This window comes from Janthinobacterium sp. GW460-12-1-14-LB5, from assembly GCF_059423585.1.
Window position 1 is genome coordinate 254,912 of the sequence record NZ_JBWKYD010000003.1, and the last position, 15,550, is coordinate 270,461.

Below are 15,550 nucleotides of genomic sequence, written 5' to 3' on the forward strand. Positions count from 1 at the left end.
ATGGGATGTGGTCTCACTGCTTTTTCTTATCCAGTCCAAGGACAGCTAGGCCTGGCTGCGCTTGCTTACTTCCAGCTCACCTTGCCCAGGCCCTCGACGCTGACGTCGCGGTTAGCCGGTTTGCCGTACACCACCACCGAACCGAGTCCGCTCAGGTTCAGCTTGGCATTCGTATGGGCATTCACCGTGGCGTTGCCCAGGCCGCTCAATTCCAGGTTGACGGCGTCCGCTTCGAACTGCTGCGCATTCAGGCTGCCCAGGCCGCCCAGGCTGGCTTTCAGCATGCGTCCGCGTCCGCCCAGCACCACCGAGCCGGCGCCCTGCAAGTCCAGCTCGGCCCGCTCATTGTTGCCGATCCATATCTGCATGCTGCCCACGCCGCCCAGGCTGGCATTGAGCTTGCGGTAGTCGCCCACCAGCTTGATGCTGCCCGCCCCCTCCAGCGACAGGGTCAGTTCCTCGCCCTTGAAGCCCGTGATGTCCGTGCTGCCGAAGCCTTCCGAACTCAGTTCGCGCAAGTTCGGCAAGACCAGGTCGGCGCGGATCGACGAAGGGCCGATCTTGAAGCCGCGCACTTCCGTCTCGATGTGCAGGGTGTCGCCGCTTTGCGCCGTGCTGACATCGGCGATGTAGCGCTTGTCGGCCGTGATGCTCAGCGAAGGCACGTTGCCCTGGCGAATGCGCACTTCCATCACGCCATCGAGCTTGACCCTCACCACGCGGGCGTCGACGCTGCGCATTTCCAGCAAGCGGGTCTCGGCGGCCGCGCCGCGCACGAACCCCAGTGTGACCAGCAACAACAGCGCCAGTTCCAGTGTCTTTTTCATGTAGTGCATCCTCGGTATCTTGTTTTTATCTGTCAGGCCGTCCGCCAGGGGTGCCGGCATTGCTCGCGCAACAGCACTGTAGCAGTGCCGAAAATTGCTGACAATCAATTATGCGAAACGGGCCTTTTCCAAGGCAGTCAGGCGCTTGGCCTTGACCACCACCACTTGCATGGCCGCCTTGTCCGCTGGCGCGGCCTGGGTGGCCGTGGCGCTGGCCACCTGCAGGGCCGGGGCGGTCGGGGCGGTGGCGTAGCAGCTGGCGCCGAACAGGATGGCGGCGGCAACGGCAATGATTTCCATGTTTTTAGCGACGTTCATGTTGTTCTCCTCGGGTGTCTGGCAGTGGGCTTGCGGTATGGTGTGACTATAGCCATACCGCCCCCGGCAGACACGCCGATTGCGACGAACTGCGCTTTTGGCAGGCTGGCCTGACAAAAACGCGGATGAACGTGCGGATCGCTACGCGTGCAGCTTAAAACTCTTCCCACTCGTCGGCACCGGACTTGGCCGCCTTGACGGGTTTGACTGGCGATAGCGCTGGCGACAGCGCGCGGGCCGGCGCGCGCGGCGCTGATGCAGCCGGCTTCGCCTTGAGGCGCGTCACGGGCGCGGACGCCGCGGCAGGCCCCGCATCGCCGAGGCGGAACATGCCGACGGCTTGCGCCAGGTCAACGGCCTGCTCCTGCAGGCTCTCCGCGGCGGCGGCCGCCTGCTCGACGAGGGCGGCGTTCTGCTGCGTCATGGTATCCATGTGCGTGACGGCCGTATTGATCTCGCCGATGCCGGCGCTCTGTTCGCGGCTGGCCACCGTGATCTCGCTCATGATGGTGGTCAATTGCTGCACCGAAGCGACCACCTGATCCATGGTCTGGCCCGCTTCATCGACGAGGCGGCCGCCCGCATCGACTTTTTCCACCGAATCGCCGATCAATTCCTTGATTTCCTTCGCTGCGCCAGCGGAGCGTTGCGCCAGGTTGCGCACTTCGGAGGCCACGACGGCAAAGCCCCTGCCCTGCTCGCCCGCGCGCGCCGCCTCGACGGCCGCGTTCAGGGCCAGGATATTCGTCTGGAAGGCGATGCCATCGATCACGCCGATGATGTCGACGATCTTGCGCGAGCTTTCCTGGATGCCGGCCATGGTGCCGACCACTTGCTGCACCACGCGGCCGCCCTTGGCCGCCACTTCCGAGGCGGACACGGCCAGCTCGTTGGCTGCGTGCGCGTTTTCCGCATTCTGTTTCACCGTCGAGGTCAGCTCATCCATCGAACTGGCCGTTTCTTCCAGCGCGCCCGCCTGCGCTTCCGTGCGCGAGGACAGGTCGGCATTGCCGGCGGCAATATCGGCCGATTCGCTGCGCACCAGGGTGCTGATGCTGCGGATCTGCACCAGCACGGTAGCGATCTTTTCGACGAACAAATTGAACGCCTTGGCGATCTGCGCCAGCTCGTCCGAACCATCCGCATCGAGTCGGCTGGTCAGGTCGCCGTCGCCCGTGGCAATCGCTTCCATCGCATCGCGCACCAGGCCCAGGCGGCGCAAGGCGCGCGCCACCAGCACGCTCAAGACCGTGGCGGCCAGAGCCAGCACCAGCAAGGCCGTCAGGGCCGAGGCGCGCAGCATGGAACTCAAGGCTTGCGTGGCTTCCGCCCGATCCAGCACGGTGGCCAGCAGCCAGTCGCTGCCCGGCACTTTGCTTACATGCAAGATACCGTCACGTCCGTCCAGGCGGATGGCGGCGCCGTCGCCGCTCTTTTCAATATCGGCCAGCGCCTGCGCGCTCAGGCCCGGGTCCAGCTCGGCCAGCGGCTTCAAGGTCAGCTTGCCGTCCGGGTGGGCGATGATCTTGCCGCCGCCATCGACGAGAAAGCCGTAGCTGGCCGGCGTCGGCTTGATCGACGCGACGTTTTGCACCACGGCATCCATCATCACGTCGGCCGCCATCACGCCCGTCACGCTGCCCTTGCCGCCCAGCGGCTCGGCAAACGTCACCACCAGCTTGCCCGTGCTGGCGCCGATATACGGCGCAGTGATGATGGGGCCGCCCGTCTCGGACGCCAGCTTGTACCAGGGCCGCGCCGTGGGATCGTAGTCGGCGGCGCGCTTGCGCTCCTGCGAGAAGACGGCATGCTTGTCGGCAAAGCCGATGTACGCCATGTCGAACGTGCCCGCCTGCTCGGCCGCCTTCAGGGCCGGCAGCGGATCGGCCGCCGTGGCGCCCTGCTTGAGCGAGCCTACGACGGCTTGCTTGGAACGCAGCCATTCGGCAATGGCCGTGGCATGGCTGTGCGACAACTGCAGCATCTGCGTGTCGAGCGCAGCCAGGGTGCTGGCGCGCGTGGTAAAGAAATTGGCGATGGCGACGGCCAGCATGGCCAGCACGACGATGGAAACGGCGATGGCGATCAGCCGCGCCTTAAGGGAGGACAACATGGTGCATCCAATAAAAAAAGAGGAAATCGGGAGGGATGCGCCATGGTCGGGGAATAAGATTTTGTCGTCAAGCAATACCGACTCTCAATTACCCATAAACAACAATTGATACCTTATATTAACTTCATGTTAACGATATATTCACTATATCTCGCCCCGCAGCTTGCGCAAGGCGGGCGATTCGCCGCCCGTCGCTTCGATGCGGAAGCGGGCAAACGCCTGCTCCAGCTCGGGATACCGGCGCAAGCCGCCTTCCGTAAAATAGCGCCCGCCCGGGATATCGCCCCACGGCAGGGGCGCGGTCAAGGCGCCGCTGCCCGCCAACGCCAGCAGCGGCTCGAGCGCGCTGCGCAGGTCGGCCACTTCCCCATCGGCGGGCGCCAGGCGCGCCAGCAATTGCCCCAGTTCGGCGGCGCTGGCTTGCAAGCGCTGTTGATCCATCATGTCTCCTCAATTCTTGATCGTGCCGATCAGCACGGGTGCCGACCACAGACTACGGTTGGGCAATAAATACTGCTGCGCCCCACCCTTGCGCCGCACCAGCCCGCCCAGTTCCTGCGTGGGCGCCACCTGGCTGACGAACACGTTGACGGTACCCTTGGGCATGATTTGATACACATCATACAGCGGCGCCTCGCTCTTCAAGGGCAAGCCGAAGCAGTCGGCCAGGGTGGCGCACTGGCCCGCGGCCTGCTGCAATTGCGCGCTGGTGGTGAAATACGGCGAATACGGCGACACATTCTGGCCATGCGGCACGATTTTTACCAAGGCGGCCGACATGGCTTGCAAGTCCGGCACGGTGCTGCCGGAAGCAAGCTGTTCTACGGCCCGCGCATAGATGGTGTCGGCCGACGCGGCAGGATCGGCGGCGCGCAGTTCGCGCAGGAATTGCTGCCCTGGTCCGCTCTCGAGGTAGGCATCGATCGCATCCCGCGGCAAGCCCGCCGTCCTGAAGGTGCTGAGGTCATTGATTTCGCGCGCATGCACGGCGCGCAAGGCATCGAGGTCTTGCGCCGGCATGGACGCGGACGCGGCGGCGATGGGAATGGGCAGCGGCACCGGCGTGGGTGCGTTGTCCAGCTGTGCCCGGACACCGGGCGCGACGGCAAACAGAAAGGCGGCGGCCAGCCCGCAGAATGTGCGCATGCTGCATCTCCTTGGAAGACTCGTTCAGGGGTAGATCCTCCCTTGAATCTACAAGGCGCAAAACTGGCCGATGCGACCTGCATCAAGGCCGGTGCACGCGTCGGCACACAGCTTCGATGCAGCGCAAACGATGCGCATAAAAAAACCGCCAGGGCTTGCGCACCGGCGGTTTTTGAGCATGCGGCCGAGGCCGCAGTCAGTCTGACTTAAGCGGCTGGCGCTTCGTTACCTTCAGCAGCTTTCATCGACAGCTTCAGGCGGCCGCGGTCGTCCGTTTCCAGAACCTTGACGCGCACCAGCTGGCCTTCTTTCAGGTAGTCGGCCACGGCGTTGACGCGCTCGTTGGCGATCTGCGAGATGTGCAGCAAGCCGTCCTTGCCTGGCATGACTTGCACGATGGCGCCGAAGTCCAGCAGTTTCAGCACGGTGCCTTCGTAGGTCTTGCCCACTTCGACGGATGCCGTCAGTTCTTCGATGCGGCGCTTGGCTTCCTGGCCGGCGGCAGCGTCGACGGAAGCGATGGTGACCACGCCTTCGTCGCTGATGTCGATCTGGGTGCCCGTCTCTTCGGTCAGCGCGCGGATCACGGCGCCGCCCTTGCCGATCACGTCACGGATTTTTTCCGGGTTGATCTTGATGGTGATCAGACGCGGTGCGAAATCGGACAGTTCGGTTTTGACGTGCGGCATGGCTTTTTGCATTTCGCCCAGGATGTGCTCGCGGCCTTCCTTGGCTTGCGCCAGCGCCACTTGCATGATTTCCTTGGTGATGCCCATGATCTTGATGTCCATCTGCAGCGCCGTGATACCGTTGCGGGTACCGGCTACCTTGAAGTCCATGTCGCCCAGGTGATCTTCGTCGCCCAGGATGTCGGACAGCACGGCAAACTTGCCGCCTTCCTTGATCAGGCCCATGGCGATACCGGCCACGTGTTCTTTCATCGGCACGCCGGCGTCCATCAGTGCCAGGCAGCCGCCGCAGACGGATGCCATCGACGAGGAACCGTTCGATTCCGTGATTTCCGATACCAGGCGCACCGAGTAGCTGAACTCTTCAGCTGCTGGCAGGGCGGCGATCAGCGCGCGCTTGGCCAGGCGGCCGTGGCCGATTTCGCGGCGCTTCGGCGTACCGACGCGGCCCGTTTCGCCGGTGGCGAACGGAGGCATGTTGTAATGCAGCATGAACGAATCCGTGAATTCGCCCATCAGCGCATCGATCTTCTGGCTGTCGCGGGCGGTGCCCAAAGTTGCCACGACCAGCGCCTGCGTTTCGCCGCGCGTAAACAGGGCCGAACCGTGGGTGCGTGGCAGCACGCTGGTGCGGATCGAGATCGGACGCACGGTGCGCGTGTCGCGGCCGTCGATGCGTGGCTCGCCGTCCAGGATCTGCGTACGCACGATCTTGGCTTCGATATCGAACAGGATGTTGTTGACTTCAGCGCTGTCGATAGACGCGCCGCCGGCGGCAGCCGCTTCGGCCGACAGGTCGGCGATCACTTCCGACGTTGCCGCCTTCAGCTTGGCCGTGCGCTCTTGCTTGTCCTTGGTTTGATACGCATCATTGATCTTGGCGTTGGCGAAATGCGCGACGCGGGCGATCAGTGCTTCGTTTTTCGGCGCAGGCGCCCATTCCACTTCCGGCTTGCCGCCGTCACGCACCAGGTCGTGAATCGCGTCGATGACGACTTTCATCTGGTCGTGGCCGAAGACCACGGCGCCCAGCATGATTTCTTCGGACAGCTGTTTCGCTTCCGATTCGACCATCAGCACGGCCGTTTCGGTACCGGCGACAACCAGGTCCATTTCCGACGTTTTCAGTTGCTGGACGGTTGGGTTCAGGATGTACTGGCCGTTGGCGTAACCGACGCGCGCGGCGCCGATAGGACCGTTGAAAGGCACGCCCGACACGCACAGGGCGGCCGATGCGCCGATCATGGCGGCGATGTCCGGATCGATTTCAGGGTTGACCGACAGCACGTGAATGATGACTTGAACTTCATTCAGGTAGCCTTCCGGGAACAGCGGACGGATAGGACGGTCGATCAGACGCGATGTCAGTGTTTCTTTTTCGGAAGGACGGCCTTCGCGCTTGAAAAAACCGCCCGGGATTTTACCGGCAGCATAGGTTTTCTCGACATAATCAACCGTCAAAGGGAAGAAATCCTGGCCTGGCTTGGCATCTTTGCGTGCCACTACCGTTGCCAGAACGACGGTATCTTCGATCGACACCAGCACTGCGCCGGATGCCTGACGAGCGATTTCGCCGGTTTCCAGGGTCACTTGATGTTGACCGTACTGGAAGGTTTTCGTAACTTTGTTAAACATGGGGTATCCCTTTTCTAATTGCCGACAGATTTTCAGGGGCTGTCGTTCACCTCACCACAGGCGGCGTAAAAATGCTGCCTTTACTTGTTGCCACCTTTGCTACTTTACTTTTAAAACATGATGTCGGTAGAGAATACTGTACTTCCCGACATAAATCCGGAATTCAAATGACAAAATGCCCGCGTCAGCGAACTGGCGCAGGCATTTCTGTATAAACCTTGTACGGCAAAAATTACTTGCGCAGACCAAGTTTAGCGATCAGGTCGCGATAACGGGTAGCGTCTTTAGCCTTCAGGTAGGACAACAGGCTCTTACGACGGTTGACCATCATGATCAGGCCGCGGCGGGAGTGGTGATCTTTCGAGTGGGCTTTGAAGTGGCCGTTCAGTTCGTTGATGCGAGCTGTCAGCAGTGCAACTTGCACTTCAGGGGAGCCGGTGTCGTTTTGACCACGTGCGTTGTCCGCGATGATAGCGGCTTTGTTGATGTTTTCTACTGTCATGATAAACCTTTCACATGCGGTGCACAGAGTCTGAACCCTATCCACCGTGAACTACGATTATTAAAATACTGGCCTAGGCTGCCAACCAGACGCGCAAGTATATCGGAAAAATGCCCGCCTGTATCCTGTCGTGCGCGCTTTTCTCGGTGCATGATAGGGTTTTCCTGCATTTCAGGAGGTCCAACATGAAAAATCTGCTCAAATTAGCAACACCGCTGCTGTTTGCCGTGCTGGCCGGCTGCGCCAGCTGGAACGTCCCGCCGCCGCAGCCGGGCGAGCCGCGCACCGCCGTGGAAGCGCGCCTGGGCCGGCCCACCAATATTTATCAACTGCCCACGGGGCCGGAACTGGAATACGCGACGGGGCCGTACGGCCAGTACACGTACATGGCCCGCTTCGGTCCCGACGACAAGTTGATTTCCTACGAGCAAGTGCTCGACACGCAGGGCTTTGCCCGCATCAAGGTAGGCGTGTCGACCCAGCAAGACGTGCTGCACACGCTGGGCCGCCCGACGGAAACCTCGTATCTGTCGCTGCCGAAACTGCACGTCTGGTCTTACCGCTACAAGGAATCGGGCGTGTGGGATTCCATGATGCACGTGCACTTCGACCACGACGGCATCGTGCGCATGATGATGAACGGGCCCGATCCTGCCAAGGAAGAGCGCCGCTTCTTCTGGTAAACCATTACCGGCGTAACGACGCCTGATAAAACCGTAGCGAGCGGCAGTGAGGCTCGGCGCCCCCTTTGGGCCAAGAAGCGCAGCCGTGCTTGAGCACGGGGCCGCCGAGGTGGTGAACATCGCCGGCCGCAAAGCGCGACGCGTAGTAGGTTTAATCAGGCGTCCTTCACTAAGGTTGCGGGTCGATCCGCTCATCCTTGGCATGTAACTTATTGAGCGCCGACAAATACGCCTTGGCCGACGCGACGATGATGTCCGGGTCGGCGCCCACGCCGTTGACGATGCGACCGTCGCGCGACAGCCGCATCGTCACCTCGCCCTGCGACTGCGTGCCCGTGCTGATGGCATTGACGGAGAACAAGACCAGCTCCGCGCCACTGGCGGCCGCGCTTTCGATGGCGTTGACGGTGGCGTCGACGGGACCGTCGCCCTGCCCTTCGCAGCTGCGCTGCACGCCGCCGACGAGGAATTCCACGCGCGCATGGGGCACGGCGCCCGTCGTCGACTGTTGCGTCAGCGCAATAAATCGGTAGTGCTCGCTCTCCTGCGCCTGCTGTTCATCGCTGACGAGGGCCATGATGTCTTCGTCGAAAATCTCGGATTTGCGGTCCGCCAGCTCCTTGAAGCGGAGAAAAGCCGCGTTGACTTCCGCTTCCGATTCGAGCGCGATGCCCAGCTCCTGCAGCCGCTGCTTGAAGGCGTTGCGGCCCGATAATTTGCCGAGGACGATCTTGTTGGCCGTCCAGCCCACGTCTTCGGCGCGCATGATTTCATACGTCTCGCGCGCCTTTAAAATGCCGTCCTGGTGGATGCCGGACGCGTGCGCAAAAGCGTTCGCGCCCACGACGGCCTTGTTCGGCTGCACGGCAAAACCAGTGATCTGCGACACCATTTTCGAGGCGGCCACGATTTGCGTTGTATCAATGCCCACCGTCAAGTTGTAGTAGGCGGCGCGCGTGCGCAACGCCATCACCACTTCTTCCAGCGCCGTATTGCCGGCCCGCTCGCCGAGGCCATTGACCGTACACTCGATCTGCCGCGCGCCGCCGATCATAACGCCGGCCAGCGAATTGGCCACGGCCAGGCCCAGGTCGTTATGACAATGGACAGACCAGATGGCTTTATCGGAGTTCGGTATGCGGTCGCGCAAGCGGCGGATGGTAGCGCCGAAGATTTCAGGCACGGCGTAGCCGACCGTATCAGGGAAATTGATGGTGGTGGCGCCCTCGGCAATCACGGCTTCGAGCACGCGGCAGAGGAAATCCTCGTCGGAGCGGCTGCCGTCTTCGGGGCTGAATTCGATGTCGTCCGTAAACTGGCGCGCGTAGCGCACGGCGTTCTGCGCCTGCAATAAAACTTCCTCGGGCGTCATGCGCAGCTTCATCTGCATGTGCAGGGGCGACGTGGCGATGAAGGTGTGGATGCGCTTGCGCTCGGCCGGTTGCAAGGCTTCGGCGGCGCGGGCGATGTCGCGGTCGTTGGCGCGCGACAGCGAGCAGATGGTGGACTCGCGCACGGCGCCTGCAATCGCCCGTATCGACTCGAAGTCGCCCTGCGAGGCGGCGGCGAAGCCCGCTTCGATCACATCGACCTTCATGCGTTCGAGCTGCCTGGCGATGCGCAGCTTTTCCTCGCGCGTCATGGAAGCGCCCGGCGATTGCTCGCCGTCGCGCAAGGTGGTGTCAAAAATGATGAGTCGGTTGCTGGTGTTCATGGCTGCTCCTGGCTGGCTGAAGACTGGCGACGCTACCGACCCAGCGCATCAATGCTCGGGGTCGGTCTGAATGATGCTGACGGGCTTGCCCTTCGCCATGCGCCAGAAAAACACGGCGTAGCCGGACAGGCCATAGGCGACGAAAATCGGGAACAGCACTTTCGGTGGGTCGATGGAAATGAGCGCGAAGAACAATGCCAGCAGGAATACCACGATGAAAGGCACGGACTTGCGGAAATTCACATCCTTGAAACTGTAGAACGGCACGTTGGTGACCATCGTCAAGCCGGAAAACAGGGCGATCGTCCACGAGACCCAGGCCAGCTGGTTGCCGGCAAATTCCAGGTCGTTCATCAGCAGGATGAAGCCGGCCACCATGGCGGCGGCCGCCGGGCTGGGCAAGCCCTGGAAGAAGCGCTTGTCGACCACGGCGATGTTCGTGTTGAAGCGGGCCAGGCGCAAGGCGGCGCCAGCGCAATACACGAAGGCGGCCAGCCAGCCCAGTTTGCCCATGCCGCGCAGCGACCATTCGTAGATCACCAGCGCCGGCGCGGCGCCGAACGACACCATGTCGGACAGGCTGTCGTACTGGGCGCCGAATTCGCTCTGCGTATTCGTCAGGCGCGCGATGCGGCCATCGAGGCCGTCGAGGATCATGGCGATGAAGATGGCCCAGGCCGCGTGTTCGAATTTCTGGTTCATGGCCATGACGATGGCGTAGAAACCGCAAAACAGGGCTGCCGTCGTGAAGGCGTTCGGCAACAGATAGATGCCGCGGCGGCGCAAGGTTTTCTTGCCCGTGCCATCGGCCACCGGCTGGCGCACGAATTTGCTGAAGCGGGACGCTTTGGATGCTGCGGGAGTGCCGTTCTTGCCTCTACGACGGGGGAAGTTTGCCATGTTGTTCCATATCTTGTGTACTGCGGGGGATTCGGTGCCAGATGGCAGGCGCATTCGTCTTGCGGCATGCGCCTGCCGATGTTGCCATTATAGAGGAGCCGCCGCCAAAGAAAAGCGCGGCGGCGTCAAGCCGGCAATATTGACACCAATACTAGCCTTATTTGAACTTGACCTTGGCCACCAGCCCCATGTTGAGGGTGGTTTCGCCCGGCTCGAAGCTCGGTTCGGCCACCTGGCTGCCGCCATAGCCCATGGAATCGGCGCTCATGTTGCGCGCGCCGGTCACGCTGACGCGTTGCGCGTAGTTGCCCGAACCTTCGAAATCAATGGTGTCGATCACGGCATCGTTGACGTTGCGGCCCATGGCACCGGCGATGGCCGTCACGCGCTCGTTGAGGTTCTTGTAGGCGGCGGCGATGCGCTGGTCGTCGAGCTTGCGGATGGTGGCGGGGGCCAGGCCGAAGTTCAGGCGGTTCAGGGTCAGCACGCCTTGCGCGGCCGACACGGTTTTCGGCAAGGCGGCCAGGTTCGTCGTCGTTACCTGCAGGTACTGGCCTACGCGCCAGCCGGTCGGCACACGCGGCTTGGCGGCGACGCCCGGCGGCAAGGGCGCCGTTTCCGGGTACACGGCATACGTGTAGTAACCCTGGGTCTTCAGCACGGCTTGCGGGTCGGCCTTCTTGACGATGGCCACGCCCTGGTTCATCTTCTGGTTCACGCGCGAGGCGGCGGCGGCCTTGTCCTTGTCCTGCTCTTCGATGGCCAGGGTGACGGTCACCTGGTCATTCGCATGCACCACTTCGCCATTCGCGGGCACCACCACGAGGGTGCCAGCGGTGGGCAAGGTTTGGGCGTGTGCGCCCAGGGCTACGGTAGCGGCGGCAGCGGCCAGCAACGATTTCATGACGGTCATGGTGTTCTCCTGGAAAATAATGGGGCAAAAACGACCATGGGGCCAGCAGCCCCATGATCATCTTAAAACATGCTAACGCGGAAACATTTCCACGCGAGTGCGCTTACTTGAACTTGACCTTGCCGACGACGCGCATGTCGAGCGTCGTTTCGCCTGGTTCGAAGCTCGGTTCGGCGACGGTGCTGTCTTCGGCCATCTTGGCGCTGCGCATCATCATCGGTGCGGCGGCAGGACGGCTTTCGGTGGCGTAATTGCCCGAACCTTCGAAGTCCACCGTATCGAGCACGGCGTCGGAGACGTTGCGGCCCATGGCCTTGGCGATGGCGGCCACGCGCTCGTTGAGGTTTTTATACGTGGCGGCGATGCGCTGGTCGTCCAGCAGGCGGATGGTTTCCGGCTTCAGGCCGAAATTCAAGCCATTCAGGGTCAGCACGCCTTGCGCCGCCGACACGGTTTTTGGCAAGGTCGCCAGGTTGGCCGTCGTCACTTCCAGGTACTGGCCGACACGCCAGGCCGTCGGCAAACGCGGCTTGGCCACGGCGCCGGCCGGCAATGGGCGCTCTTCCGGGTACACGGGATAGGTGTAGTAGCCGTACGATTTCAGTGCGGCCGACGGATCAGCCTGCTTGACGATGGCGATACCCTTGTTCATCTTCTGATTGACTCTCGACGCGGCGGCGGCCTTGTCCTTGTCCTGTTCTTCGACGGCCAGGGTAGCGACCACCTGGTCATTGACATGCTTGACTTCGCCAAATGCGGGGACGACCACCAGGGTGCCGGAAGTCGGCAAGGATTGAGCTTGCGCGCTCAGGGCAACGGTGGCTGCGGCGGCAACAAGGACGGATTTCATCACGGTCATGGGGGTACTCCTAGGTAGTTAATGTGGCTGACAGCCCGCGAAAGGGACGCTTTTGCCATCCCTTTCGCTTGAGAAACTTGTCAAACTGTGTAGATTCTAACGCCTCGTTCATTCCTGTGGCGCAAATTAACAAATCGTCACAAAATGTGCTTGCCAGTCACATCTGCTCACATTTCAATACACTGCCATTCAAAATAACAGTGTTGTTAGTGACCTATGACCGCGCCGCCGCTGCGCCGGCCCGGCTTGAAACTGTGCCGGTGCGCGCCCCAGGCGATGGCCAGCGCCACCAGCAGCAAGGCCAGCATGGCCCATGGGAACGAGGCCGCGCCATAGCAGTCGAGCAACATGCCGCCCGCCAGGCCGCCGCCCGCGATGGCCACGTTCCAGATGGTCGCCACCATCGCTTGCGCCACGTCCATGCCGTCGCCGGCCGCATCCGCCGACGCCGTCTGCAGCAGGGTACCCGCGCCACCGAAGGTGATGCCCCAGATGGCCATGCTGACATAGATGACGATTGGCGAGTCCATCGCCAGCCCCAGCGCCACCATCACCAGGGCAAAGGCGGCGATGCAGCCCAGCACGAGCGGGCGCAGCCAGCGGTCGATCAGCTGGCTGACCAGCCAGATGCCGGCCAAGGAACCCACGCCATACACGAGCAGCACCAGGTCGACGCGGGGGCGCAAGCCGGACGGCGCCAGGAACGGCGCGATGTAGGTATACAGAATGTTATGCGCCAGCATCCAGGCGACGATCACCGCCAGAATCGGCCGCACGCCCGGCGTCATGAACACTTGCCGGATCGACAGGCGTTCGCCATTCTTTTGCCCCGGATAATCGGGCACGGCCAGCAGCACCCACGCGACCAGCACCACGGCCATGGCGGACATGATGCCGAAGATGCTGCGCCAGCCCAGCACGCCGCCCATCAGGGTGCCCAGCGGCACGCCCAGCGACAGGGCCAGCGGCGTACCGATCATGGCAATGGCCATCGCCCTGCCCTGCTGCTCCACGCCGACCATGCGGCGCGCGTAGCCGGCCATCAAGCCCCAGGCCAGGCCGGCGGCCATGCCGGTGACGAAGCGCGCGGCCAGGGCAACGAGGTAGTTGGGCGCCAGGGCCGTCGCCGTATTGAAGATCAGGAAACCGATGATGGCCAGCAACAAGACATTGCGCCGGCGCCAGGTGCTTGTCAGCGCCGTCAGGGGAATCGCCGTCAGGATGGAACCGATGGCGTACACGGTGACCAGCTGCCCAGTCATGACTTCGGAAATGCCCAGGTCGCGGGCAATCTGCGGCAGCAAGCCGGCCGGCAAGGTTTCGGACAGCAGGGCGAGGAAGGCCGTCATGGCCAGGGCCAGCAAGGCCAGGACGGGAAGCCGTTCGGAAACGGAGGATTCAGCAGTGCCCGGCATGGGGACTGTGGCGGTAATGCGGTCGGTCATAGGGGTCCTTCAGGTTGCCAGGCGGCTGATCAATTAGCGTCTGGCGTGCTACAAAAGCGGTGATGCGCGTTGCGGTCGGCAGATACCGAAACAGATGCAGCTATATGAAACTGCAAAGGAAGGGCGGGATTGTAAAGCAAACGCAGCAAAAGCGTGCGTACAAAGACAACCGAGCTCAAGCTGGCGTCATGCAGGCGTCATTGGCCGCCTTGCGCGGCGAAAACCAGGCATTCGATCTCGGACTGTAAAGCAAGGTGCAGATGACGGCGAACAGGAGCGCGCCAGGCAAGACGTACATCTTCTGCGGCAAGGTCGCCAGGCAGAACGCAATGTCGATCACGCCCCACACCAGGTACACAGTGCGCGCGCCACGCTGTCTTTGCAGCATGGCCAGCGCTGCCACCAGGGTAATGCCCTGACTGAAGATCAAAATCGCGTATTGCACCTCGGCGGGAATCGCGCCGTCCGCCATCCACGCCTGCATGGCGGGATCGTTGCGGCCGAGGTAAGCCGACACCAGCGCCGACAGCGAGCCGATGACCAGAAACCAGCAGCTGATGGCAACCGAAACGGGGCGCTTGACCACATGAAGATTCCCAACAAGAACTTTAGAAAAAACAAGCATGGTGCTGACGGTGTGGTTGAATGGGCCTGATTGTAACGGATGTCGGCTGCAAAGCGCCCGCGCACAAAAAAGCCGGCTTGCGCCGGCTTCGTGTGAGGAACGGTAAATGCTTAGTTCTTCGACTGGTCAACCATCTTGTTCTTGGCGATCCAAGGCATCATGGCGCGCAGTTTCGCGCCCACTTCTTCGATCTGGTGCTCGGACGTCAGACGGCGGCGCGAGATCAGGGTCGGTGCGCCTGCCTTGTTTTCCAGGATGAAGCTCTTCGCGTATTCGCCCGTCTGAATATCTTTCAGGCATTGACGCATCGCATCCTTGGTAGCCGAGGTCACGACTTTAGGACCGGTCACGTATTCGCCGTATTCGGCGTTGTTCGAGATCGAGTAGTTCATGTTGGCGATGCCGCCTTCATAGATCAGGTCGACGATCAGTTTCAGTTCGTGCAAGCACTCGAAGTACGCCATTTCAGGCGCGTAGCCCGCTTCCGTCAGGGTTTCGAAGCCGGCCTTGATCAGTTCCACGGCACCGCCGCACAGCACGGCTTGTTCGCCGAACAAGTCCGTTTCGGTTTCTTCACGGAAATTCGTTTCGATGATGCCGGCACGGCCGCCGCCGTTGGCCGAGGCGTACGACAGGGCGATATCGCGGGCGATGCCCGATTTGTCCTGGTACACGGCGATCAGGTGGGGCACGCCGCCGCCCTGGGTGTAGGTGGCGCGCACGGTGTGGCCCGGGGCTTTCGGCGCGACCATGATCACGTCGAGGTCGGCGCGTGGCACGACCTGGCCGTAATGCACGTTGAAGCCGTGGGCGAAGGCCAGCACGGCGCCTTGCTTGGCGAACGGCGCGATGTTTTCGTTGTAGACCTGGGCGATGTTTTCATCCGGCAACAAGATCATGATGACGTCGGCCGCTTTCACGGCGTCGTTGACTTCCGCTACTTTCAAGCCAGCTTGTTCGACCTTGGTCCACGACGCGCCGCCCTTGCGCAGGCCGACGGTGACGTTGACGCCCGAATCGTTCAGGTTTTGCGCGTGCGCGTGGCCTTGCGAACCGTAGCCGATGATGGCAACGTTTTTGCCCTTGATCAAGGAGAGGTCAGCGTCTTTGTCGTAAAAAACTTTCATGGTATTTCCTATAATTTGATGATGCGTTGTTGTTTTAAATGCGGCCCGCGGGCC

Annotated in this window: 15 protein-coding genes; 1 reads left to right on the plus strand and 14 read right to left on the minus strand. The window is 62.0% G+C overall.

The window, feature by feature from the left end:
* Window positions 1-65 precede the first annotated feature (65 nt).
* From AC07X6_RS04330 to rpsO, 7 genes are all read right to left on the minus strand, one after another.
* Entirely contained in the window at window positions 66-827 is a 762-nt protein-coding gene (locus tag AC07X6_RS04330) for a GIN domain-containing protein (RefSeq protein ID WP_230540374.1), read from the minus strand.
* Between the two features lie 108 nt (window positions 828-935).
* Window positions 936-1,145 (minus strand): hypothetical protein, encoded by a 210-nt coding sequence (locus AC07X6_RS04335; protein WP_494790204.1) that lies wholly within the window; start codon window positions 1,143-1,145, stop codon window positions 936-938.
* A 154-nt stretch (window positions 1,146-1,299) separates the two neighbouring features.
* Window positions 1,300-3,258 carry a methyl-accepting chemotaxis protein gene (locus AC07X6_RS04340; protein ID WP_230540372.1) on the minus strand — a complete coding sequence of 653 codons (1,959 nt, stop codon included), beginning with the start codon at window positions 3,256-3,258 and terminating at the stop codon, window positions 1,300-1,302.
* A gap of 144 nt (window positions 3,259-3,402) precedes the next feature.
* A complete protein-coding gene (locus AC07X6_RS04345; RefSeq protein WP_494790205.1) occupies window positions 3,403-3,702 on the minus strand; it encodes a hypothetical protein in 300 nt (99 codons plus the stop codon).
* A 6-nt stretch (window positions 3,703-3,708) separates the two neighbouring features.
* The gene (locus tag AC07X6_RS04350; protein ID WP_494790206.1) at window positions 3,709-4,404 is read right to left on the minus strand and encodes a hypothetical protein; all 696 of its coding nucleotides are present in this window, start codon (window positions 4,402-4,404) and stop codon (window positions 3,709-3,711) included.
* Window positions 4,405-4,610: 206 nt separating this feature from the next.
* On the minus strand, window positions 4,611-6,728 hold the full coding sequence (pnp, locus tag AC07X6_RS04355; RefSeq protein ID WP_010399742.1) for a polyribonucleotide nucleotidyltransferase: 2,118 nt from the start codon (window positions 6,726-6,728) through the stop codon (window positions 4,611-4,613).
* Between the two features lie 232 nt (window positions 6,729-6,960).
* Window positions 6,961-7,230 (minus strand): 30S ribosomal protein S15, encoded by a 270-nt coding sequence (rpsO, locus tag AC07X6_RS04360; RefSeq protein WP_010399743.1) that lies wholly within the window; start codon window positions 7,228-7,230, stop codon window positions 6,961-6,963.
* A 185-nt stretch (window positions 7,231-7,415) separates the two neighbouring features.
* Here rpsO and bamE point away from each other — a divergent pair, with 185 nt between their 5' ends.
* A complete protein-coding gene (gene bamE / locus AC07X6_RS04365; protein ID WP_494790207.1) occupies window positions 7,416-7,913 on the plus strand; it encodes an outer membrane protein assembly factor BamE domain-containing protein in 498 nt (165 codons plus the stop codon).
* A 169-nt stretch (window positions 7,914-8,082) separates the two neighbouring features.
* Here bamE and AC07X6_RS04370 read toward each other — a convergent pair whose 3' ends face one another.
* The 7 genes from AC07X6_RS04370 to ilvC all read right to left on the minus strand — a co-directional run bounded on the left by AC07X6_RS04370 (window position 8,083) and on the right by ilvC (window position 15,496).
* The gene (locus tag AC07X6_RS04370) at window positions 8,083-9,627 is read right to left on the minus strand and encodes a 2-isopropylmalate synthase (RefSeq protein WP_494790208.1); all 1,545 of its coding nucleotides are present in this window, start codon (window positions 9,625-9,627) and stop codon (window positions 8,083-8,085) included.
* A gap of 48 nt (window positions 9,628-9,675) precedes the next feature.
* Window positions 9,676-10,527, minus strand: coding sequence for a CDP-diacylglycerol--serine O-phosphatidyltransferase (gene pssA, locus AC07X6_RS04375; RefSeq protein WP_230540367.1), 852 nt, complete (start codon window positions 10,525-10,527; stop codon window positions 9,676-9,678).
* 157 nt (window positions 10,528-10,684) lie between these two features.
* Window positions 10,685-11,440, minus strand: a complete 756-nt coding sequence (locus AC07X6_RS04380) for an SIMPL domain-containing protein (RefSeq protein ID WP_474292088.1) — start codon at window positions 11,438-11,440, stop codon at window positions 10,685-10,687.
* Window positions 11,441-11,543: 103 nt separating this feature from the next.
* On the minus strand, window positions 11,544-12,299 hold the full coding sequence (locus AC07X6_RS04385) for an SIMPL domain-containing protein (protein WP_230540365.1): 756 nt from the start codon (window positions 12,297-12,299) through the stop codon (window positions 11,544-11,546).
* Between the two features lie 206 nt (window positions 12,300-12,505).
* The gene (locus AC07X6_RS04390) at window positions 12,506-13,744 is read right to left on the minus strand and encodes an MFS transporter (RefSeq protein ID WP_494790209.1); all 1,239 of its coding nucleotides are present in this window, start codon (window positions 13,742-13,744) and stop codon (window positions 12,506-12,508) included.
* A 175-nt stretch (window positions 13,745-13,919) separates the two neighbouring features.
* Window positions 13,920-14,330 carry a hypothetical protein gene (locus tag AC07X6_RS04395; protein ID WP_494790210.1) on the minus strand — a complete coding sequence of 137 codons (411 nt, stop codon included), beginning with the start codon at window positions 14,328-14,330 and terminating at the stop codon, window positions 13,920-13,922.
* Between the two features lie 149 nt (window positions 14,331-14,479).
* Entirely contained in the window at window positions 14,480-15,496 is a 1,017-nt protein-coding gene (gene ilvC, locus AC07X6_RS04400) for a ketol-acid reductoisomerase (RefSeq protein WP_034750044.1), read from the minus strand.
* Window positions 15,497-15,550: the final 54 nt, after the last annotated feature.